This window comes from Pirellulaceae bacterium (assembly GCA_019636385.1).
In the GTDB taxonomy this organism is placed as follows: Bacteria; Planctomycetota; Planctomycetia; order Pirellulales; family Pirellulaceae; genus Aureliella.
Map to the genome: position 1 here is coordinate 823,727 of JAHBXT010000001.1, position 21,247 is coordinate 844,973.

The 21,247-nt window shown below is 55.8% G+C and carries 14 protein-coding genes; 7 read left to right on the forward strand and 7 right to left on the reverse strand.

Annotation, left to right across the window (positions count from 1 at the left end; all coding sequences use genetic code 11):
* Positions 1-3: 3 nt before the first annotated feature.
* The 3 genes from KF752_03225 to KF752_03235 form a co-directional block, all read right to left on the reverse strand.
* A complete protein-coding gene (locus KF752_03225) occupies positions 4-726 on the reverse strand; it encodes a hemolysin III family protein (protein MBX3420548.1) in 723 nt (240 codons plus the stop codon).
* 109 nt (positions 727-835) lie between these two features.
* Positions 836-2,773, reverse strand: a complete 1,938-nt coding sequence (locus tag KF752_03230; GenBank protein MBX3420549.1) for a hypothetical protein — start codon at positions 2,771-2,773, stop codon at positions 836-838.
* Positions 2,774-3,036: 263 nt separating this feature from the next.
* Entirely contained in the window at positions 3,037-3,738 is a 702-nt protein-coding gene (locus tag KF752_03235) for a HEAT repeat domain-containing protein (protein ID MBX3420550.1), read from the reverse strand.
* Positions 3,739-4,397: 659 nt separating this feature from the next.
* On the opposite strand from KF752_03235, the gene KF752_03240 reads away from it, so the two are divergent.
* The 4 genes from KF752_03240 (at position 4,398) to KF752_03255 (ending at position 11,165) form a co-directional block, all read left to right on the forward strand.
* Positions 4,398-5,057: an intradiol ring-cleavage dioxygenase gene (locus tag KF752_03240; protein MBX3420551.1), complete on the forward strand. Its 660-nt coding sequence runs from the start codon at positions 4,398-4,400 to the stop codon at positions 5,055-5,057.
* Positions 5,058-5,345: 288 nt separating this feature from the next.
* On the forward strand, positions 5,346-8,498 hold the full coding sequence (locus tag KF752_03245) for a PSD1 domain-containing protein (protein ID MBX3420552.1): 3,153 nt from the start codon (positions 5,346-5,348) through the stop codon (positions 8,496-8,498).
* A 108-nt stretch (positions 8,499-8,606) separates the two neighbouring features.
* A complete protein-coding gene (locus KF752_03250) occupies positions 8,607-10,085 on the forward strand; it encodes a DUF1501 domain-containing protein (protein MBX3420553.1) in 1,479 nt (492 codons plus the stop codon).
* Between the two features lie 60 nt (positions 10,086-10,145).
* Positions 10,146-11,165, forward strand: a complete 1,020-nt coding sequence (locus KF752_03255) for an NAD-dependent epimerase/dehydratase family protein (protein ID MBX3420554.1) — start codon at positions 10,146-10,148, stop codon at positions 11,163-11,165.
* Between the two features lie 131 nt (positions 11,166-11,296).
* On the opposite strand, the gene KF752_03260 is transcribed toward KF752_03255, so the two are convergent.
* Both KF752_03260 and KF752_03265 read right to left on the reverse strand, forming a co-directional pair.
* Positions 11,297-12,301: a fatty acid desaturase gene (locus KF752_03260; GenBank protein ID MBX3420555.1), complete on the reverse strand. Its 1,005-nt coding sequence runs from the start codon at positions 12,299-12,301 to the stop codon at positions 11,297-11,299.
* Positions 12,302-12,516: 215 nt separating this feature from the next.
* Complete coding sequence (locus KF752_03265; GenBank protein ID MBX3420556.1) at positions 12,517-14,967, reverse strand: hypothetical protein; 2,451 nt, start codon at positions 14,965-14,967, stop codon at positions 12,517-12,519.
* A gap of 178 nt (positions 14,968-15,145) precedes the next feature.
* Here KF752_03265 and KF752_03270 point away from each other — a divergent pair, with 178 nt between their 5' ends.
* Positions 15,146-16,345: a DUF2088 domain-containing protein gene (locus KF752_03270; GenBank protein ID MBX3420557.1), complete on the forward strand. Its 1,200-nt coding sequence runs from the start codon at positions 15,146-15,148 to the stop codon at positions 16,343-16,345.
* Between the two features lie 22 nt (positions 16,346-16,367).
* Here the strand turns inward: KF752_03270 and lhgO are convergent, their stop codons facing one another.
* The gene (gene lhgO, locus KF752_03275; protein ID MBX3420558.1) at positions 16,368-17,579 is read right to left on the reverse strand and encodes an L-2-hydroxyglutarate oxidase; all 1,212 of its coding nucleotides are present in this window, start codon (positions 17,577-17,579) and stop codon (positions 16,368-16,370) included.
* Between the two features lie 44 nt (positions 17,580-17,623).
* Positions 17,624-19,207, reverse strand: a complete 1,584-nt coding sequence (locus KF752_03280) for a SpoIIE family protein phosphatase (GenBank protein ID MBX3420559.1) — start codon at positions 19,205-19,207, stop codon at positions 17,624-17,626.
* 347 nt (positions 19,208-19,554) lie between these two features.
* Here KF752_03280 and KF752_03285 point away from each other — a divergent pair, with 347 nt between their 5' ends.
* Together KF752_03285 and KF752_03290 are read left to right on the forward strand one after the other, a co-directional pair.
* Complete coding sequence (locus tag KF752_03285) at positions 19,555-20,016, forward strand: hypothetical protein (GenBank protein ID MBX3420560.1); 462 nt, start codon at positions 19,555-19,557, stop codon at positions 20,014-20,016.
* Between the two features lie 79 nt (positions 20,017-20,095).
* Positions 20,096-21,070, forward strand: a complete 975-nt coding sequence (locus KF752_03290; protein MBX3420561.1) for an endonuclease/exonuclease/phosphatase family protein — start codon at positions 20,096-20,098, stop codon at positions 21,068-21,070.
* The last annotated feature ends 177 nt before the right edge of the window (positions 21,071-21,247 follow it).

Sequence of the window (21,247 nt, forward strand, 5' to 3'; positions counted from 1 at the left end):
CGGTTAAACACCCTGAGCCACGTACTGATAGACGCCCAGGAAATGGCAGGTGGAAGCGGCTACGACGCAGGTGTGCCAAGCAGCGTGGAGATATTTGATCTTCTTGTCGTTGATCAGCAGCCACACGCCTAACACATACAGACTACCTCCCACCAGCATCCACACCAGCAGCCCGCCCGGTACCCTGCCGATCAAGCCAAGCGAAGGCAACCAACCCAGCATGAGATAGCTGACTGTGCTCATTGAATTAACGCGATGGTGCGCGATCACCTTGGCATGGAAGCCGACGGCCGCCGCAATCCAAATCGCCATGAGCAGCCAGGATCGCACCGACGGCGCAGAATAAGCCCAGATCATCGGCGTGTAGGTGCCCGAAATCATGACATAAATCAACCCTTGATCCCATGCGCGCAGATGACGCAGCAAACGCGGGTGGTGTATCCAATGGTGCGACAAGGCCGATGCCACAAACACCGCCACCGAAGAAAACACGAAGGCCAAGCAACACAGTTTTGTCATCAGCGGTTGGCCAACAGCACCACGCGCCATAATCACGGCCCCCAATATCCCGACCAAGGCCGCGACAGCATGAGTCAGTGCATTGGCCCACTCCTCACCGTGCAGCACAGGTGCCGGACCATGTCGATCCAGCCCGCGCTGAACGGACACTTGTCGATCGTTGGATGCTTGTTGATCGTGTCGGCTAATGTTTAGATTGGATTGCATCTTGGGATTTCACCCTGTACGAAGGTCCAGTGGGATACCATCATACCTGAAGCGCTCTTATTTACTATTCGGAATTGGCTACGGCAAAATGTAGCAACTGTATTGGAAATCAATCGCGGAACTGCAAATTTGGATAGCAGCATTTCACCAAAACTACCTGCTGGTCAGGACTTAACTGAATTTCAGTTTGGCTAACTCCGGTGGGGGTGGTCGGAGTCAGCGGTCTGAGCCACTGTAGCCAATAATCCTGCAGATCTTTACCTTGGCTGGGCAGTACAAATAGCCCGGCAGACTGCCGATAAACCGCGGGACTCGTCAGCCACACAGTTTGCGAGTCAATTAGGGCCACTACCACACCGTATTCGAATTCTAACTCTTTCAGCACGGCAGCCAACCGGCGTTTGTAGGTCACGCTGCTGATGGCGGTGTGAGGCCCCAGGCCCGTTTCGGCCAGAGCTGGCCAATCTACCCAACAGTTTATTTCAGCTTGAGTACAGATCAAATTCAGAAAACTGGCCAGCGGACGTTGCGCGACATTCTTTTCGGTCAGCTCGCGCTCTAGACCGGGTAATAGCTTGGCGGTGGTCAGCGGAGCTTGCAGTATATTTGGTTCGTACTGCGACAGTTGGCTCGGCTTGCGCGATAGGCTACGCCAATTCTCCAAGAGACGGAGGGCCGCAAACCAGTCTCGTACATCGCACTTGCCTGCTTCGCACACCAGTTCACCAGCGACCACGGCCATTGCGCCCTTAAGCCCAGGCAATAGTCGCTCCAGCGCGGTCACTAACCAGTCATGCTCATCGGGCTGGGGCAGCAGGTCTTCAATGGTCATTTGCCAGGGAAGCCGCTGGGCGTCGGGCGCGGGTGCATACAGTCGCCAAAAGCGGTTCTCAATAGCTTGAATCTTTAGACCTGCCGCCAAAGCCAGTTGCTCGGCAGCCTTATCGGCCATCACAGATTGCAGTCGCAGATCAATCGTGGCGTTGCGATCCAGACCTGCCGCAGAGAGCGATTGTAAATCGACGACCGTGGGAATGCCGGTTACCAAACTCCACACGTTCGCGGCCCGCGACAAACTGACCTTGTCCAGCCGTAGTCCACGCAATTCGCGCTGACTAGCGACAACATGCAAATCCACCGGTGGCAGCGACCGGTCGACGCGCTGGCTACTGAGACCGAGTTCTTCTGCCGTAACGGGCGCTCGATCTGGAACAACCAATTGCTGGGGAATCGTGATCTCCATGGGTTGGCCAATCAAGTTGTACAACTCCTGCAATCGCTTCGGCAACTCTACCTTGGGTTGCTCAACCGCAATTGCACCGCCAGCAGCATTAGGTGGCTCAGCGTCTGGTAGGGCGTCGTTAACCACAGGATCCAAAGGCGGCTGCAGGCTGGGTTCGGACGGCGCGGAATCGACGTCACTTGCATCCTGAACTGTATCTGCTGACGGCGGATCGTTGACGACAATCGAGTCTTCTTCAGTACTGGGCTCGTCGACAGCCGTGGCATTGACTTCGTTTTCGGCTGCAAGGGAACGAGGGTCTGGTTCGATTTCAGAGTCAGCATCAGTCTCGGGGTTGGATGTGGCGGCAGGAAGCCGCTGCTCAAGCAACGCCTGAGCTACTGGGACGTCAGAAGGGGTTGGGGTGCCATACCAGCGCAAGAACACGATAAACAGCGCTGCCGCAGCGACCAAACTGGTGGCTCCCAAAAATCCGACCAGAACGAACTGGCGCGTTCGATTTGTATGCGGGCTGGTCCAACTGTCCGTGGGATTCGCGCGGCTGGGAATATTCCAGCTCGAACTGCTCCCATAAAAATCTGGTGAGACCGCCTCAGCTGGTTCGAAAGGATCGGCAGGTTGCAGTGCGACAAACCTATCCGGGACTGCATCCTGACCTGTATCAGACTGCTCGACAGCTGGCGTCTCGTGGGAAGGCATGGCAACTGGATGGGACAGCAGATCTTCCTGCGTCATGGCCACAGAATCGACCGGTGGTCTCGTTCCGGGCTGGACATGCACTTGCTGAGGTGCTGAGATCTGCACGATCGAGCCACATTTCGGACAATTCGCCAATTGGCCAACCAGCTCCGCACGCCGCACGCGAATTCGGCTTTGGCAAGTCGCACAAACGATGGTGAAAGCGTCCACACCCACTCCTGGACCAGCAGATACCACAGTCGAACCCGCGCAAGCTTACAGTAGTGCGTGCGTGTTCATACTAGACTGGCAACATAACTTGCGCTGGCCGCTATATCATTCTATCGTCTGCAGCTTGATAGACCATTCGGCGCGAGGCCCATGCGACTTTAGCGTTTAATGGGCAAGAAATCACTCAAGGTTTTAGCGATCGATCCAGCAGGTTCGGGAACATCTTGCCCTTGCATGTAGTCCTTCCACGCCTGGAGATCCCCTTCGTAGTCGCGCCCCGTCATTTTCCTCAGGCTTTGAACCGTATGGTATTGGATCGCCGGATTGCGATCGTCCAGCAACCGGGTCAACGTTTGGCGGACCTCTTCAGAATCGAAGGCGGACAGACTTTCAATGGCCGTCTGCCTGACGTTGACACCCTCGTTGGAATTGTTCACCAGTGTTAGCAACATGTCCTTAGCGGCATCACCACCCACGTCACGCCAAGCTTGACAGGCCACCAGGCGGACCTTCTCCGATTTATCTGTTGAAGCCATGTTCAGAGCTCGCAGCGTCGACTCGCCGGGAATCTTCGCGATAATGCGAACCGCTTCGGCACGCATTTCCGCACTGGGATCGTGGGCAATCAGCTGTTCCAACCTACCGGACCACTCGGCCTGCTGTTCGGGAGACATGGAAGCTATTGAGCTGCTCAGCAGCTTCAATTCATTCTGTCGTTGCACAAAAGTCGTGCCCAATTTCTGATCGCGTTTCCATTCCGCACGATAGTATGGATTAGCGCGTTTCATTTGGTACAGGATGCCATCATGGCAGCCTGTGGTTGCGACAAGAAGTACTGCGATAAGCAAGCGACTATGCATAGTATTTGTCTGAACGATTTCACGACTCGCCAAGTGCGCGATCTCTTAACCCGCTGTTTTAGCACGGGGCTCTGATCGCCCCTCACTCACGCGGCGGGTTGTGCCTTACGCTATCAACGGCGATCTTGAAGGCCATGTCAACGCCGGACCTTATCAAAACTCAGGACCCGCAACTATAGCAACCTCAACGCCAGCCAGACGAAAATCACCCTAATGTAGGGCGTGTACGGTAGGCCGATAAACTGGCGAGCATAGCTTGGATGCAAAAATGGACGCCCCTTTCGAGTCGCACCTGAGCCAAGCCGCCCCAGAATCACCCCACCGGTAGCAATGAATGCAATTCACCTAATTGATTGTCGAGTGGGACAAGCTGGGCCGTTGTCAATGTTGGAGAATTCCTAAAAGCTGAAGGGCAGCGTCTGAAAATCTTGAATCTGCCTGATTCCGTCCCGTGCCAGCCCACCATCAGGATGAATGCAAGTGAGCGAGAACGGTTCCTTTTTAAATGCTACACGCGTCGCGAAAACAGCTACAATGACTCAATGGCAACCGTGTGTCCATCGTTTCTAGCCCAAGGAGCATCGACGATGAAAATTGACCAAGTGCTGGCTGCTGGCATCTGCGGATCTGAGAGCTTGCATCGACGTCGATGGCTTACGATGGCGGGAGCTACTGCGAGTCTGTTCGCAGCCGGGGCGTTCGCCCAGGAGCTGGCGGAGACGCCAAAATTCACCGAAGGTCCGTTTTATCCCGATCGGTTACCGCTGGATACCGACAATGATCTGTTGTTGCTGAACGACTCGATCACGCCTGCGATCGGCCAGATAACGCACCTGACCGGAAGGGTACTCAGTAACAGCGGCTCTCCAATTCGCAACGCCTTCGTAGAAATCTGGCAGTGCGATCAAAATGGAGCTTACTTGCACAGCGGCACCAGCAACAAGGACCGGCGCGACCTAAATTTTCAGGGCTACGGACGCTTTTTGACGGACTCGAAGGGACAGTATTATTTCCGCACAATCAAGCCTGTAGCGTATCCTGGTCGAACGCCGCATATCCATGTGGCGGTCAGTCAGCACGGTCAGCGGATCCTCACCACACAAATGTTCGTCAGCGGCTACGAACAGAACTTGAAGGACGGCCTGTATCGGTCGATCAAAGACGATCAGGCTCGCAAAAACGTGACCATTGACTTTACACCCATCGCCGATTCAAAGATTCAAGAGTTGTCAGCTCATTTCGAAATCGTTCTCGGAGCCACCCCAGTCGAATCTGCCGATGGTCAGCTTCTTGGATTGCCGCAGCGGTCTAAAGGCTAAACGCGATAATCAAACCCGGCTTGGTGACCCATGTTTTCGAGGATACGCTACCCCGTCCGTCGGTGTACTGTGGTGGCCGATGTGACTCCGACAGGGAACGGTCAGCACCAGCGATCTATTTTTCTCTGAAACACCGGCAGCAGTCGAACCGTTAAGGTCGCGCGGACGGGGGCGAGCTGGTATACTGGGTAAAGCCGCAAAATTCATCCCCACCGGAGCAGCCAAGATGCGACTCCGGCTACGCGACCATGTTGGGCTGTTCAGATGAGATTTCAATTCAGGATTGCCTTGTTTTTTTGGCCAGTCAGCATTCTTGGCGCTGTGTTTTGGTCGAGCCTAAGTGGTGCCCGGGCTGAAGAACCGGAGATTCAGTTTAGCCGCGACATTCGGCCGATCTTGAGCGCGGCGTGTTTTAAGTGTCACGGCTTTGATCAGGCGACGCGGCAAGCCGAACTGCGTTTGGATACGGCGCAGACGGCTGCGACCGTGCTTGATGCCGAGCAGCCGCTGGAAAGCGAATTCTGGAAGCGCGTTACCAGCAGCGATCCAGAGGCCGTGATGCCGCCGGCCGACCAACAGCGACAATTGACCGATGAAGAAAAGAGTCTGCTGCAGCGCTGGCTTGCAGCCGGGGCCAAGTATCAAGGCCATTGGTCGCTGGAGCCCATCGCCAAACCAGCCCCCCCCGCCACCGATCAGCGCTGGCCAGCCTGGCAATCCAATCCAGTCGATCGTTTCGTGCTGACAACGCAACTGGGCAGTGGTACCCATCCGCTGGAGGAAGCTTCCCGCGAAACATTGATACGTCGCGTTGCTCTAACGCTGACTGGCCTGCCGCCTACTCTCCAGGAGCTGGATACCTATTTGAGTGATTCGTCCTCCGACGCTTACCAGCGGATGGTCGATCGCTATTTGGATTCGCCACACTACGGCGAAGAGATGGCTCGACATTGGTTGGACGTTGCCCGCTACGGCGATACGCACGGCTTGCACTTGGACAACGTACGTCAAATCTGGGCTTATCGCGATTGGGTCGTACAGGCCTTCAACAGCAATCTGCCGTTTGATCAATTCACTATTCAACAGTTAGCAGGTGATCTGCTGCCAGAGCCTTCTCAAGGTCAGATGATTGCCAGTGGGTTTAATCGCTGCAACGTAACCACGGGTGAAGGTGGTGCCATCGATGACGAGTTTCGATTTCGGTACGCCGTCGATCGCGCAACGACCACGTTTCAGGCGTGGATGGGAATCACCGGTGGCTGCGCTGTCTGTCACGATCACAAGTATGATCCGATATCCATGCGAGATTTCTATTCTTTGTATGCGTTTTTTTACTCGATGTCAGATCCTCCCATGGACGGCAACATCGAGTTTACACCTCCCTACTTATCGCTGGCGACTGCCGAGCAAAAGGCGGAGCTGGAGCGGCTGCGTTTGGCGATCGAAGCGGCTGACAGCGAATTGCAACGACACGCCGCCGATGCAGCCAGCCAGTGGGAAAGCTGGCAAGCCGCGCGCGCCCAGGCGCCGGTGAGGCCTGTGTACGATGTATGGCTGGATGACAATTTGCCGTTGGGTTCCTCAGGCAGTAACACATCCCGCAATGCTGAACATTGGGTTTCCGCTGAGGAGCTAGCTCCGCCCTTGGGTAATCGCAGTCTGGTAATGTCGTATGGTGACTTACATGATCAGAAGATCAATGGTGGCCTGGTTCCGCGAGTCATACCTCAGAATCCGCTATTGGAATTTTGGATTCGCGTGGACGATCTGCATCCGCCACGGGCCGTGATGATTGAATTGGTCACCCAGCGCGGCTCGCGGCGCTACGCTATGGGGGATGTGTCCGCACTGGGGAAAGGGACGTTTAATGATGATAACAATGTACGGCTAAGCGACCTGCCGGCCTCGGGTCGCTGGACGCGCATTGAAGTCGGTGCTGAGCAACTGAATATCGAGCCGGGCACGACCATCCAGTCGATTACGTTGGCTCAGTTTGGTGGCATTGTATGGTGGGATGCCGTGGGCATTCGCGGCAGTGGACCAGCGGAGGACGATCCGCGCCACCAGTTGTCCGCCTGGCTAAACTTCGTAAAGGGCAAGGATGTTCCGGTTGTTCCAGGGCCTGTTGCAGAGGCCCTCAAGCGACCGCCCAAGAAAGCCGATCCACCGTCTGGTGACGGCAAACTTGTGGAGTCCGATGGCGACAGCCAAGGAATCGAATTTCAGATTCGCACGCAGTTCATCAAGCACATCGCCCGTGATGTTCCCAGCCACGTGGCTCGGGCTCGAGCCACGTGGCAGCGGCTGAACGAAGCTCGTCGATCGCTAGAAAGTGCCATCCCAGGCACCATCATCTCTGGCGAGTTGGCTGAGCCCCTGCAAGCGCACATTATGCTGCGTGGACAGTACAACCAACCTGGCGACCCGGTACAGCCAGGCACTCCAGGCTGTATGCCTCCGATGGGCGAGACGGCTCAGGCGCGACGGCTGACGCGACTGGATTTGGCACAATGGCTGATGCGCGACGATCACCCGCTGACAGCCCGCGTAACCGTCAATCGCTTTTGGCAACAGGTATTTGGGACTGGACTGGTCAGCACCTCCGACGATTTCGGGATGCAGGGCGCAGCACCTTCGCATCCGCAGTTGCTCGATTGGCTGGCTGCCGATTTTCGCGATAGCCATTGGGATGTCAAACGGCTGATGCGAACGCTGGTCCTGTCTGCGACCTTTCGACAATCGTCCAGCGCCGATGCGGTTCGCTGGCAACAAGACCCCGACAATCGCTGGTTGGCCCGTGGCCCGCGCGTGCGACTTGAGGCGGAGCAGATTCGCGATTTGTCGTTGGCGGCCAGTGGACTGATCAATTTGAAGCTGGGCGGACCGGGCTTTTTGACCTACCAGCCACCGAATATTTGGGAGCCGGTGGGATATGCCAACAGCAATACTCGCTATTACCTACGTGATCGCGGCAACGACATCTATCGCCGCAGCTTATACGCGTTTGTCAAACGCACCGCGCCACCACCATTCATGGCGAATTTCGATGCACCCAGCCGCGAAATGTTTTGTACCCGCCGGCAGCGCAGTAACACACCGCTACAGGCATTGCAACTCATGAACGATGTGCAGCATGTCGAGGCCGCTCGGCAACTGGCAACTCGCGTACTGCAGTATGCTGCGCCGCAGACCGCTGACCGGATCGACATGATGTTTCGCCTCGCACTGGCTCGATTTCCCGACGAGCGCGAGCAAGCTGAACTGGCACAGTTGTTGGCTGAGTTCGAACAGCGGTTTGCGGAGCACCCGCCACAGGCGGCTGAGTTGATTCACTTTGGACAAGCTGCTCCGCCTGAACATTTGCCGGCCACGCAATTGGCATCGTATACCCTGTTGGCCAATTTGATTTTTAATTTGGACGAGACGGTGACTCGCAATTGACGCTGCCAATGGCGAAACGGCACACAAGTTGACTGCGGTGTGCGTTCAGCAGTTGCCAGAGTCGCGATAGCAATTATCCGTTTTCATTGACTTGAGATAGATTCAGCTATGGACCCAAGACTTGAACACCAGTTGTGGCTGACGCGCCGTCAGTTTTTTGCCGGTAGTGGCCTACGCTTAGGGGCAGCAGCGTTGGCGGCGGCTGGACTCCGGTCGCGTATCGGCCAGGCCGAACAACTGCCTGCGTCGGCAGGGCGCATGAATCCGCCACTGCCCGGATTACCTCACTTTGCGCCACGGGCGAAAGCGGTGATCTACCTACACATGAATGGCGGCCCCTCGCAACTGGACACTTGGGACTACAAACCGGGCTTGGACGAGCAATTCGACAAAGACCTGCCGGACTCCATCCGTTTGGGGCAGCGAATAACGACCATGACCAGCGGTCAGAAACGGCTGCCAGTGGCACCAAGCAAATTCAAGTTTACTCAACACGGACAGTGCGGTCGTTGGGTCAGCGAGTTATTGCCCTACACGGCACAGTGTGTGGATGATATCGCACTGGTCAAGTCAGTGCATACCAATGCCATCAATCACGATCCGGCGTGTACGTTCGTAATGACTGGTAGCGAGGTGCCGGGCAAAGCTAGTCTGGGCAGTTGGCTCGCCTATGGCCTGGGTAGCGAAAGTAACGATCTACCCGCCTTTGTGGTCTTGACGCCCAGCTGGTCTTCACGAGCGGCAGCTCAAGCTCTGTTTACGCGCATGTGGAGCAGCGGCTTTCTGCCTACGCGATTCAACGGTGTGGCGCTGCGTAGCGCTGGCGATCCCGTGTTGTATTTGCCTAATCCTCCGGGAGTGGATAGTCAGCATCGCCGCCGCATGTTGGATTCCTTGGCACGGCTGAACCAATACCGCTTCGAGGAGATTGGCGATCCAGAAATTCAGACGCGAATTGCGCAATATGAGATGGCTTTTCGGATGCAGCATAGCGTACCGGAGCTTACCAACTTCGCAGACGAATCGGCTGAAACACTAGAGATGTACGGGCCCGATGTGAACCGTCCGGGATCATTTGCAGCTAGCACGCTGCTGGCTCGGCGATTGATCGAACGCGGAGTGCGCATCGTCCAGCTCTTGCATCGCGGCTGGGATCAACACGGCGACATTGCCGGCGATCTACCACTACAATGTCGCGACGTGGATCAGCCATCAGCAGCTCTACTGCGAGACCTCAAACAACGCGGCTTGCTCGATTCAACCTTGGTAGTGTGGGGCGGTGAATTCGGTAGGACAGTTTACTGCCAAGGTGGCCTGAGCCGCGAGAATTATGGTCGCGACCATCACCCACGATGTTTTCCGATTTGGTTGGCCGGTGGTGGTATTAAAGGTGGCACGGAAGTTGGTCAGACCGATGACTTCAGCTACAACATCGCTCACCGACCCGTGCATGTGAACGATCTTAACGCCACCATCTTGCATTGTTTGGGAATCGACCATGAACGACTCAACTATTCTTTCCAAGGCTTAGATCAACGACTAACCGGCGTTGAACCCACTAGTCCCGTGAACGAGATTCTGGCATAGGCAGTTGGCGAGCCAACTGTTTGACAATCAACGTTTAACCAGCCTGAATCGGGAGATCATGTGGCTGCGACGCAAGTACTAGTAACAGGGTATGGCGGATTTTTGGGAGCTGCCATCTGCCGCCAATTGTTGGCACGAGGCATGGCGGTGCGCGGTCTGGCTCGTGGTGATTATCCCGAGCTTCGAGGGCTGGGGGTGCAGACTTTGCGTGGCGACGTTGCCAATCCCAGCGACTGCGCTGCCGCTTGCCGAGGCTGCGACGTGGTTGTACATACCGCAGCCAAGGCCGGGGTCTGGGGACGGTGGGAAGACTACTACCAAACCAATACAGCGGCTACACAAGTACTGCTTGGTACCGCAATCGAGCAGGGAGTTCACGCCTTTGTCTATACCAGCAGCCCCAGTGTCACATTCGATGGCCGTCATCAGTCCGGCGCTGACGAGACCGAGCCTTATCCACAACGGTGGTTATGTCACTATCCACAAACCAAGGCGCTGGCGGAACAGGCGGTCACGGCAGCGGCAGAGCAAGGCAAGGTGATGGCCTGTTCATTGCGACCGCATTTGATTTGGGGTCAAGGTGACCCGCATTTATTTCCACGAGTCATCCAGCGAGCCATCAGCGGACGGCTCATGCGCGTAGGTAGCGGGCAAAATCTGATCGATGTCGTGCACGTCGACAACGCGGCTCGCGCGCATCTGCTGGCCATGGATCGACTGCTAGACAACGATCAACGACTGAACGGTCAGCGTTTGTTCATCACCGACGGACAGCCTGTTGCTTGTTGGGAGTGGATTTCGCACATACTAACTACTGCCGGACTGCCCGTCCCTAAACGCAGCATTTCCTTTAGAACTGCCTATCGCTTGGGGGCGATATTCGAGGGAGTCTTTCGCGCGCTCCGGCGCACATCGGAGCCGCCCATGACCCGGTTTGTGGCAGCGCAATTGGCTTTGGATCATTACTTCAACATCGATCAAGCCCGCACGCTATTGGGCTATCAACCTAGCATCGATAGGTCAGCAGAGTTCTCGCGTTGCGCCGATTGGCTGCATAGCTTAGCCATGCGCCCAGTCTAACGATTGCTGCAGCAGACCTCAACAGCGACAAATCTGCTGGCACTGGACAGACAGTTCCTGTGAGCCAAGCGAGCTCATGTGCGCAACTGTTCCTGTGCGACGCTGGTGCAATCATCGACTGTCGGGCTTGACTACGCCCGCTCGCCGCGATTGCGATAATCGACAACATCCCAGGCGGTGCCGAGCAATTTCATGAGACGAATTGTCAGAAACGTGACATCAAATTCCCACCAGCGGTGGCCGTGTTTAGCCATGCGCGGGTGTGCATGGTGGTTGTTGTGCCAGCCCTCGCCGTATGTCAACAGAGCTACCCACCAGTTATTGCGACTGTCATCACGAGTTTGGTAGTTGCGATAGCCCCACATGTGGCTGGCGCTGTTGACCAACCAAGTCGAATGCAGCACAAACACCATGCGCACGGCAACACCCCAAACCAACCAACTGACAGCCAGAGACCAGCCGCCCACCGCATAACCGGCAGCCATGACAACCAGCGACAGCCCAATGTTTAGCGGTAAAAACAGATAGTTCAGTGAGCGAATATAGCGGTCCTGGTACAGGTCTGGAGCCCACTTGCGATAGAACTCGCTTGCATCTCGTCCACCTACGCGATAGGCAAGCCAAAACACGTGACTCCACCAACCACCATCGTGTGGTGAGTGCGGATCGCCTTCTTGATCGCTACGAGCATGATGCAGTCGGTGATTGGCTACCCATTGCAAGGGTGGGCCTTCACCGGCCAAACAACCAATTGTGGCGATCGTACGACGCATCCACTTTTGGGTATTGAAGCTGGCATGAGTCAGCAAGCGATGGAACCCCAAACAAATTCCAATGCCGCCACAAATCCAGTGCATGACAAAGACTACGGCTAATGCCGACCAAGTGAACGTCCAAGGCGCTGCGATTGCGCCCAAATGCACAGCCGTTAGCCAAATAACCGCTTCCCAATTCACGTTGTTCCGCTGCACTGTGTGGGCTTTGCCTGATGTCCACTTGAGCGACTTCGAAGCCTCAGTCGGCGAACCGCCTGAGAGTAGTTCGGACACATCTTTTTCATTGACGGGCTGGACGGCTGGGCCGGCGACAGCGTGATAGCGACGTTGTGAGCGACTGCGGCTATTTTTGTGAGACATCTTCAATTACCTGAATTGCGTACTGGCCTGGAACCTTAGCGTTGGCCGGTAGCCATCGAACATCCAAGCTGTCCAATTCTTTCCAATGCGGGCCCGTCCGTCCAGCTTGATTTTCGATTTTCTAGTGTTCCCAATGAGCTTTGACCGGTATTAACCGCGCTTTTTCATCACAATCGACGAAGTTGGTGGAGTGATGGCAAATCAGCGCACCCTGTTCAATCCAGTCTAAACGCGCTCAATTGGTCGTCACTGGCAATAATCAATAGCAGTCGATCACCGGAGGGTAGCAAGGCCACTCCTGAAGCGACCGGCTTAGGTCGAAAGTGATCTGTCCAGCTGGCATCGCTACGAAATAGGTGAATTATGCCGCTGCTGTCCAACAATGCCCACACGGCGGCACCAGTTTGTGGCGCTGACGCACAGGCCAATTGAGGCTTGGCTCGTTCGCTTAACAATGCAATCGGCAGGTAATGCTGCCACTGTTGCTGAAGCCGATGATCGAGCAAGAACGCTGCCGGCAGTTCCTGACCTAGCGATCCGATTGCCAGAGTCAGATTGCCGTCGCTGCCTGGGTGGCTGAGCCATGGCCCGTTACGCGGAGCAAACGTCAATCGCCTGATGGGAGCTTCCGCCGCGGAGCTTTGGGGCGGATTGGCGAAATGCAACGATTGGACCGTACCATCCGCTAATGCAACGCAGCCGTTGACGTCGCGGGCCTCTGCTCCAGCAGCGGTTGAATAATTCAGAATGGCTATTGGCTCCAGCGATACGTCGGCACTGAGCTGCTGGCGATTCTCGGGGTCTAGCAACAGAATCTTGTTGTTGGTCGTGATCACCGCTAAGCGAGGCGATTTAGAGCCTTGAACACTTAGCCACTGTAGGTCGCGAGCCCGCGAGCCCGCAGGCAGGTCAAACGTCGTGGATTGCTTCGTCTTACACTGAAGAACTTCGACGCGATCGAGGCTTTCGGTGGTCCAGGCGCAATACCGATTACCACTGGCTGGCAACAAGCGCCCGCGCTCCGTTGTCGTTGAAGTCCAGCCGGTATCCCATGTCGCCAACGTTTGCAACTGTGCGTCCAACTGATACAAGGTTCCATCGGCCAGTAGTAACCAAGGTGATTGTCCGGCGTCTTGGGCCAAACAAGCAATGCGGCCGTGATACGATTGACTGGCTACAGGGGTCAATTGCATATTCCCAGGCGGGTACGAGTCGGGCAGTGTGGGCTGAGTCGCCAGGCGATCTGATGCCGCAGCCATCGCCAACTCGGCTTGAAATCGGAGCTGCGAGTGAGCGTTGGCTTGTCGCATCTGTTCAGCCATATCTGTCCCGCGCACAATTCGCTCAAGTATCGGTGCCAGTGCATGATCGAGCAGTGGATCGGTACGAACCTGGCGTAGTTGCAATCGGCTGTCGGCATCCAACACAATCACCGTCGGGGCTTCTTCAATCTGAAACAGATCGCGGCCAGCCGCCTCGCGGTCAACGACCAGTCGGCCAGGCAATTGCCACTGCTGTTGAAGTTCGGCAAAGCTCATATTCGCGGGTGGTTGAGGTTCTGCCCACACCGAAACAACCTCAAGGTCGCGTTCTCCAATTCCGAGTGACTTGAGTTCTGCGATGGCCAATTGCACTTGCTGTGCGGCAGCTCGACAGCCAGGATGATCGGCTAACCAAATCAATACGGTCGCCTTGCGCGGCTCGGTTGGCATCGAACTGTAGCCTATGTTTCCGTGGTGATCGCGCAAGCGAAACGCTGGAGAACTCACCCCCAGTCCGCGCACATCCCACTCGGGCGGCTCGGGCACGAATCGACTCAGGCGAATACGATCAGAGTGCTGAGGCACTTGAAAAGTTTTCCAATTCACCCCTTGATTGATCCGTATGCCGGCCAGATCGATGGTCAGTCGCACCTGACTGACTCGACTGTTGGAAAGTATCTCACTCGGCAAGCTCTCCGATGGCAGCTCCAGACGTCGAATCAACAGACTGTCGCAAACGATCCACATTTTGTACGTCTGGGAACGCTGGTGGATTTCAATGCGATAGCACTCCTGCCCATCGATCAGTTCGGTCCCACGCAGCGCAACGTTTGACTGATTGCCAACCAGTGCTTCCAACGGCCGATCGCCGAACAGTAAATCAAGCTGTGGCGGCCAGCCTGCTAGGCCGGACGCCAAGGCGGAAGCCACTAGCGGCTCGTCTAGCAACCAAGACAGTTCTGCGGGTGTAGACCGACGGCGGCTCAAGATCTGCCCAGCGACCTCCGGATGATTCTCGCCAAGCGTCAAATGCCAGCGATCTGACTGGGTGGGCCCCGCAGTTACGGTGTAGGCGCGCAGACCGATCGAGCCACCCTTCTCCCAAGCCACACTCAGTGGTGCATGGTCTACCGCCGGAGTGCCATCGTAATGGTAATGCAGTTCAACTCGAGCTTGATCTTGATAGCTGCGCAGCGAACGGTAGCTATGCACGGTTTGTTCAAGAATCTCTCGCGGTGTGACTGGTTTGCTGACCAAGCGACCCGTGGTATGCGATGCTTCTCTAGGCTGAACTGCCGCTTGAGGACGGCTAGTGTCGCAACCTACCACGAACCACAGTACCCAGTTGAGTGCCACCAGTGCCGACAATCGTTGACAGGTCGAATATCTGAGTCGATGAAACATGCGACAATTTTCGGCGGAATAAGCGAGCCAAACCGACAGCTGAGTCGGCAATTACGTGGTCGAACTGATAAACTGATAAAGTCTTAGCAAAGTCGTTGCGATGGCGGCAATGCTTGATCTGTAACGGTTAGCAGATCATACGACTCCACCACGCGACATCAGAAGTTGAATCGCCAATATGGAACCTTCAGCGGTAGAACTTTTGCCTCTCCGATTTGGATCGCAGCACTGGGAAATTCACGGCCAGCGGGTTGCTAGCATTCAGCGAAATGCCACTCCTGTGAGCGACCTGGCGGATGCCGTGGATCAGGCGTTATCGCAGCCGCTCGATTTTCCGGCGCTCGACCAAGCAGTTGTCTCGGGCGACACAGTAGCTCTAGCCGTCGATCCGGCCACGTCGGCTTCATCTGCCGTCATTCCTCAGATCGCGCGTTGGTTGATTGAGCACGGTACTGAGCCTCAGAATCTTTCGATCGTTCTGTCCGCAGACGATAGCCGAAAGGATGCGATACAAGAAGGCTTGGACAGGCTGGGATTGTCTGGTGTGGATTTGCATCCGCATGACCCCGACGATCCGCAGAGCATCAGCTATGTAGCCGCCAATGACGCAGCCGAAGCCATCTACGTTCAGCGCAGATTAGTAGACGCCGATGTGGTCATCCCGATCAGTTGCGCCCGGTCGATGCGGACCATCGACTATCTGGGAGCCTTTGGAATCTACCCATTGTTCTCCAATCGTCAGACATTGGGACATTTCTTGAATTACGAAGCTCTATCGCAGCCAGCGCAACGAATGCGGTTACAACAGCAAGCCGACCAGGCCGCTTGGTGGCTAGGCATCCTGTGTGGCATTCAAGTCATCCCCGCCGCTAACGACAGTGTGGCCACCTTGCTGTGTGGCAGCCCGGCAGCGCTTGAATCTGCTGCACAAACGACCTTAGCCCGCCTGGAGAGTGCTCATGCAGAAGCGACCAGCAGTGAACTGGTTATTGCCGTTGTTGACGGTTGCCAACAAGATTGGCCGCATGCGGCCCGCGCGCTGCACAATGCAGCCCAAAGGTGCTCAGTCGGGGGCTCGATTGTGCTATGTACCGACTTGCGGCAGAAGCCAGGCGCGGCTCTGCAACGCTTGAGTGCCGGACAATCCGATCCACAGCAGATACTGAGCAGGTTAGCCCGCGACAATGCCAACGACGCCTTGGCCGCTAGCATCGTATGTGACATGGCTCGCGATCACCATGTCTATCTAGTATCCCGATTACCTCGTCACGCCATTGAAAACATCGGGCTGGCGCATTTAGAACAGCCGAGCCAATTAAACCACCTGATCCAACAACACGAGCGCTGTCTGGTCATCTATTCAGCCCAGCATCCCTAATGCAATTAGTCGGTCGCCTCCCCTAGGCAACTTGCTGGACAAGGCGGTCGACCACCGCGCGGGCGATGTCGAATGAGGCAGTAGCCGCCGGACTGGGCGCATTGCAAACGTGAAGCAGATTACCTTGCCCGACCCACAGAAAATCATCTACCAGATTTCCATCGGCTGTGATTGCTTGAGCCCGCACCCCAGAACGACAGGGAACCAGGTCCGACGGGCGTAATTCGGGTATCATGCGCTGCAACGCGTGAACAAACGCAGATTTGAATAACGACCGTTTGATCTCGCCGAGTCCAGTCCGCCAATGCCGTCGCGCCAGTCGCTGAAAGCCTTGATATCGCAAGGCCTGCCAGAGTTCGCTTGGGTGCATGGTTCTCCAGTTGTAACCTTCGCGTGCCAGGGCCAATACCGCGTTTGGACCACACTCGACGGCTCCACTGGTCATCCGCGTAAAGTGCACTCCCAAGAATGGAAAGTTGGGATCCGGCACCGGATAGATTAAATTGCGACACAACGCGGCTCGTTCCGACCGCAGTTGATAATACTCGCCGCGAAACGGAACAATTTGCGCTGGCGGCTCGAGACCGGATATCCGTACCAATTGATCGCTGTACAGGCCACCGCAATTGATCATGCTGCCCGCAACGAATCTGCGTCCATCGTTCAGTGAAATTTCAACTTGCTGAGGAGATGAACGAATACCAGTTACCGGCTGTCCCAGCTCCAGCTGGCCACCGTCGCTGACAAACCGTTCAGCCAATCTTCGACACACTGCCGGATAATCTACGATTCCAGCCTGCGGAACATGGATAGCAGCAATGCCTGAAGCGTGTGGTTCCAACTGTCGTATCTCGTAGGCGTCGATTTGCCGGCAGTCGATATTGTTTTCATGACCGCGCTGCAGAATGTTCGCCAGACGCTCCACTTCCCGGTCGTCCGTGGCCACGATGATCTTGCCGCACAGTTCGTAAGAAATCGACTGTTCGTCGCAGAACCGCTGCATGGCCAGCTTGCCTTGGCGACAGGAAATCGCGCGCACCGAGCCTGGTCGATAGTAGATCCCCGAATGCAGCACACCCGAATTGCGACCCGACTGATGTCGAGCCACTGCGGACTCCTTTTCAACCAACAAAATGCGGGCATCACAGAATCGCATCCTCAACTCGTGGACCGTGGCCAATCCTACAATGCCGCCTCCCACTACGGCAAAATCAAAGCTGCATTGGTCTGTCATCGAATCAGTTCGTAGGTTAACCAGCCTCCCTACCAACCGAACCGTTAGAATCGGCGCCGCAACAGGACCAGACTGCGGTCGGCGAGTGATGGTTGGCAGCCACGATGCATAGGCAACTGTCTGGCCAGATGATCGACAATGGCTTCGGCAGATTCATCATACATGCGCTGGATCAATTCCAACAGACTGCTCTGCGTAAATCCCCCATGCAACAGTCCTGCCAACACATCGTGCGAAGCCATGACCAGCATCTCCCCGCCCTGTAATCGAACGGTCGGCGAAATGAACGTCGTATCGGGTTGTTGGCCGAGCAATGTTGGTGTCCCTGTCAACATCCGATAGCCTTGTGACTGCACTAGAAACGTCTGCACCGTTCCCGACAATCCGCAGCGAACTTGTCCCGATTCGGTATCTAACTGCAGATAGCCCAATGAACCGCGCCAATCACCATCTTCAGTGGCCCACAGCAGGTCATTGGCCTTGCGGAGTACCTGCTTGGGCTCATGCTGTACATTCCAACAGGTTTCCACAATTGTTTGCAGCGTGGTAGCCACCAGGGCACCGCCGGTGCCGGTTAGCTCGGCGTCGCCCAGCACGGCGATGATCTGCCCGTACCGATTGAGGGTCCAACTGTGAAAATTTCCGCCTAGCGAGTCGCCCTGAAAGGTCCATCCGGCGACTTCATAGTCCGCGTGCAGCGGTTGACGATCCGGCAGCCGTGTGGACTGCAGCAATCCGGCCTGTTCGACTCCGCGACTGACGGCGCGCGTCCGTAGCACTTCATCAGCCAGCAAGCTGCGCTCGATGTCCACCAGTATTTTGTCGGCGGCCGATTTGGCTGTATCGATATCCGCAGACGTAAAATCGCGCACGTGTTGACTCCACAGCCACAGCGTACCCTGAGGCGTTGACGGACAACCGATGGGCAGACACAAGGCGGCCTTATAGTCTTCAGGGCAGTTCCAGCTTTGCGCTAGATCCGTGTTCTCCAGTAGTACGGCGTTGCCCAGCAACGCCTCCAAGTCGGCAAGCGCTCCACGAAGTGGACGAGCTGGTTTGGAAAGCGCACTTGTGGACAATCCCCAGCAGCTGCGCATTTTGAGCAAACTGGTGTTCTCGTCCAAGATATACACGGCCGCCGCATCGCTGCCCGTCTGTTGAACTGCGCGCTGCAATGACTCTCTCAATTTGGCAGCCAACAGATCGGCCTCGTCTGCACGAATGTTGACTCCCACAGCACTGGCCAGTTGGGCCTCTTGTCGCTGAATGGTCGCTTCGGACAGTTCAACACTGCGCACCAGAGCGTCAATGCGCTCCAGCAGTTCCCAAGCCGCCTGCTGACTGGTTACCGCAAAATCTTCGGAGACATCCAGTGCCCCATCCAGCGGTTCATCCAGTACCAGTCGCATCCGCTGCTGTAAGGGAATAGGCGATTCTGCTGCCAAATGCGACAAGACTGTGTTGTGTGGTGGAGCCACCGCTGGGCAAACCCTCCAGCCCGTCGCCAACGTAAAAGCCTGGAACAAGCTTGGCAAGCTGACAGCTTGTTGCGGCGACTTTGCTGGCCGACGCGAGTCCGCTTCGTCGCCAACATGCAGTTTCAGATAGGACGGAAAACTATTGGTCACGATGAATTCCTGGGTTGTTTCACGTCTTCCTAGCGGTCATGGTAGATCATACTCTAGCCACGCCACCACGGACGGTCAGCCATCCACGTGGTGGCAGAGCCAGTCCAGCTCCTAGAATATCGGCGGCAAGCCAGCATTAGGGCCGAACAAATCTGCAATTGACCGCTATTCGCGCTCAGCGGGCTGGCAGTCTGTAGGGGCTAAAGCGCATGGTCCGCAGGTAACGCTCGATTCGCAGGTGGTTGGTCTAGAGTTCTGAAATAAAACCTGCTACTGGATGTCATGCCAATCGGATTTTCGTAATGCTCGCGTTACACGATCTCTCGATGTGGAAGGAGGCGGAGCGGATGGCTATTTCGGATTCACATAACCTTTCAATCGAACAGCTTCGGCAGTTGCAGTCCGACCCTCAGGCCACCGCTGCTCAATTGCTGGCGGTGCTGGAATCTTTATCAAGCAGTGATGAAGAGGTCCGAGCATGGGCGACGGATTGTTTGCAGGTGTTGGAAAGCATCAGCGATCAGCAAGCGTCCGAGGTCGTGTGCTTGTGTAAACATCCGGACGATACCGTCGTCAGTTGGGCCTGCCGTATGTTGAGCAAGGCGAAAAACGTAGCCAGCTTTGAAGTACCGCTGGTTGAAGTTCTCAGCAACCACCCCAGCCTTGGTGCCAGACAATCGGCAGCCGCAGCGTTGGCTGCGGCCACTGGCGCATCAGCCCAAACTCGATTGGCACTCGCAGAGGCCGCCACCAGCCAAGACCCTCGTTTACGACGCTTAGCGACACAGGCTTTAAACGAACTGACCTGAAGAGAACCGAAGACTCCGACATGGCCAGTCGAAGGATTGAATTGGCCGAGTCGCAACCCAAAGCATGGAGGCGCTGGCGGTGAAGTCGATACCATTCTATCCACTGATCGTCATATTATTGATTGGCCTGGGCAGCTATTTGGGCTGTGATCCCAACGATGTGGTGACGTCGGTCACTCCGGCCAGCCACACCACTAGCTCGACGGTTGTTCATGCGACCTCGTTACCCCCGCGCACGACCAACACGATTCTGATGGGTAGCTTTAATATCCAGCGACTTGGCCCAAGCAAGATGCGCGATGAAACGACCATGAATCGGCTGGCAGAGATCGTTCGCCAGTTCGACATCTTGGCGATCCAGGAAATCACAGATAGCTCAGGACAAGTACTACCTGCTTTGATCCAGCGAGTCAATCAAAACGGTGCCCAGTATGAATTTGCCATCAGTCCACGCGTAGGTCGCGAGGCATCCGGTTACTACGAACAATATGCGTTCGTATTCGATAGCCAACGCATCATGGGAGGCCAGCAGTACTGCTACCTGGTTCAAGACCAGCAGGACTACCTGCATCGCGAGCCTTTTGTTGGTCGCTTTGCGACGCGTGTGAACAGGCCATTCACGTTTACATTGATTAACGTACACACCGATCCAGATGAATTGAACACCGAGCTGGATGCATTGGCTCGTCTATTGATCGAAATACGCAACTACGAATCTCCGGAAGACGATATCATCTTACTGGGCGATTTAAATGAAAAACCTGAAAAGCTGCGTGGCCTGCAGCAGATTCCTGGTCTAACTGCTGTCCTCAACGTGCCTACCAATACGCGACAAAACAGATCACTCGATAACTTTCTGCTCGATCCGCGCATGACCGCAGAGATTACCGGAAGAGCCGGGACTGTTGACTTGCAACAAATGTTTGGGATTAACCTGGACGAAGCTCTGCGTCTTTCTGATCACCTTCCCATTTGGGCAGAGTTCGCCAATAGCGAAGGCACCGCTCGCCCACCCGCGCAAACCGCTTCGCAAACCACGATTTTTCAGCGCTAGAGTCGATCCTGGTCGGCTGGTGCTTGCATTCTTGGTGGGACACCATCGCCGCCAGCCCGGTGAAGACAAATCGACGAACTGTGGACTACAATAGGCAGACACTTGCCCTGATCTTGTTTGTCGCCTTACTTTGCTGTGTGACTCGGCCACCGATGTTCGTTCCTTTGCGCAATTTCT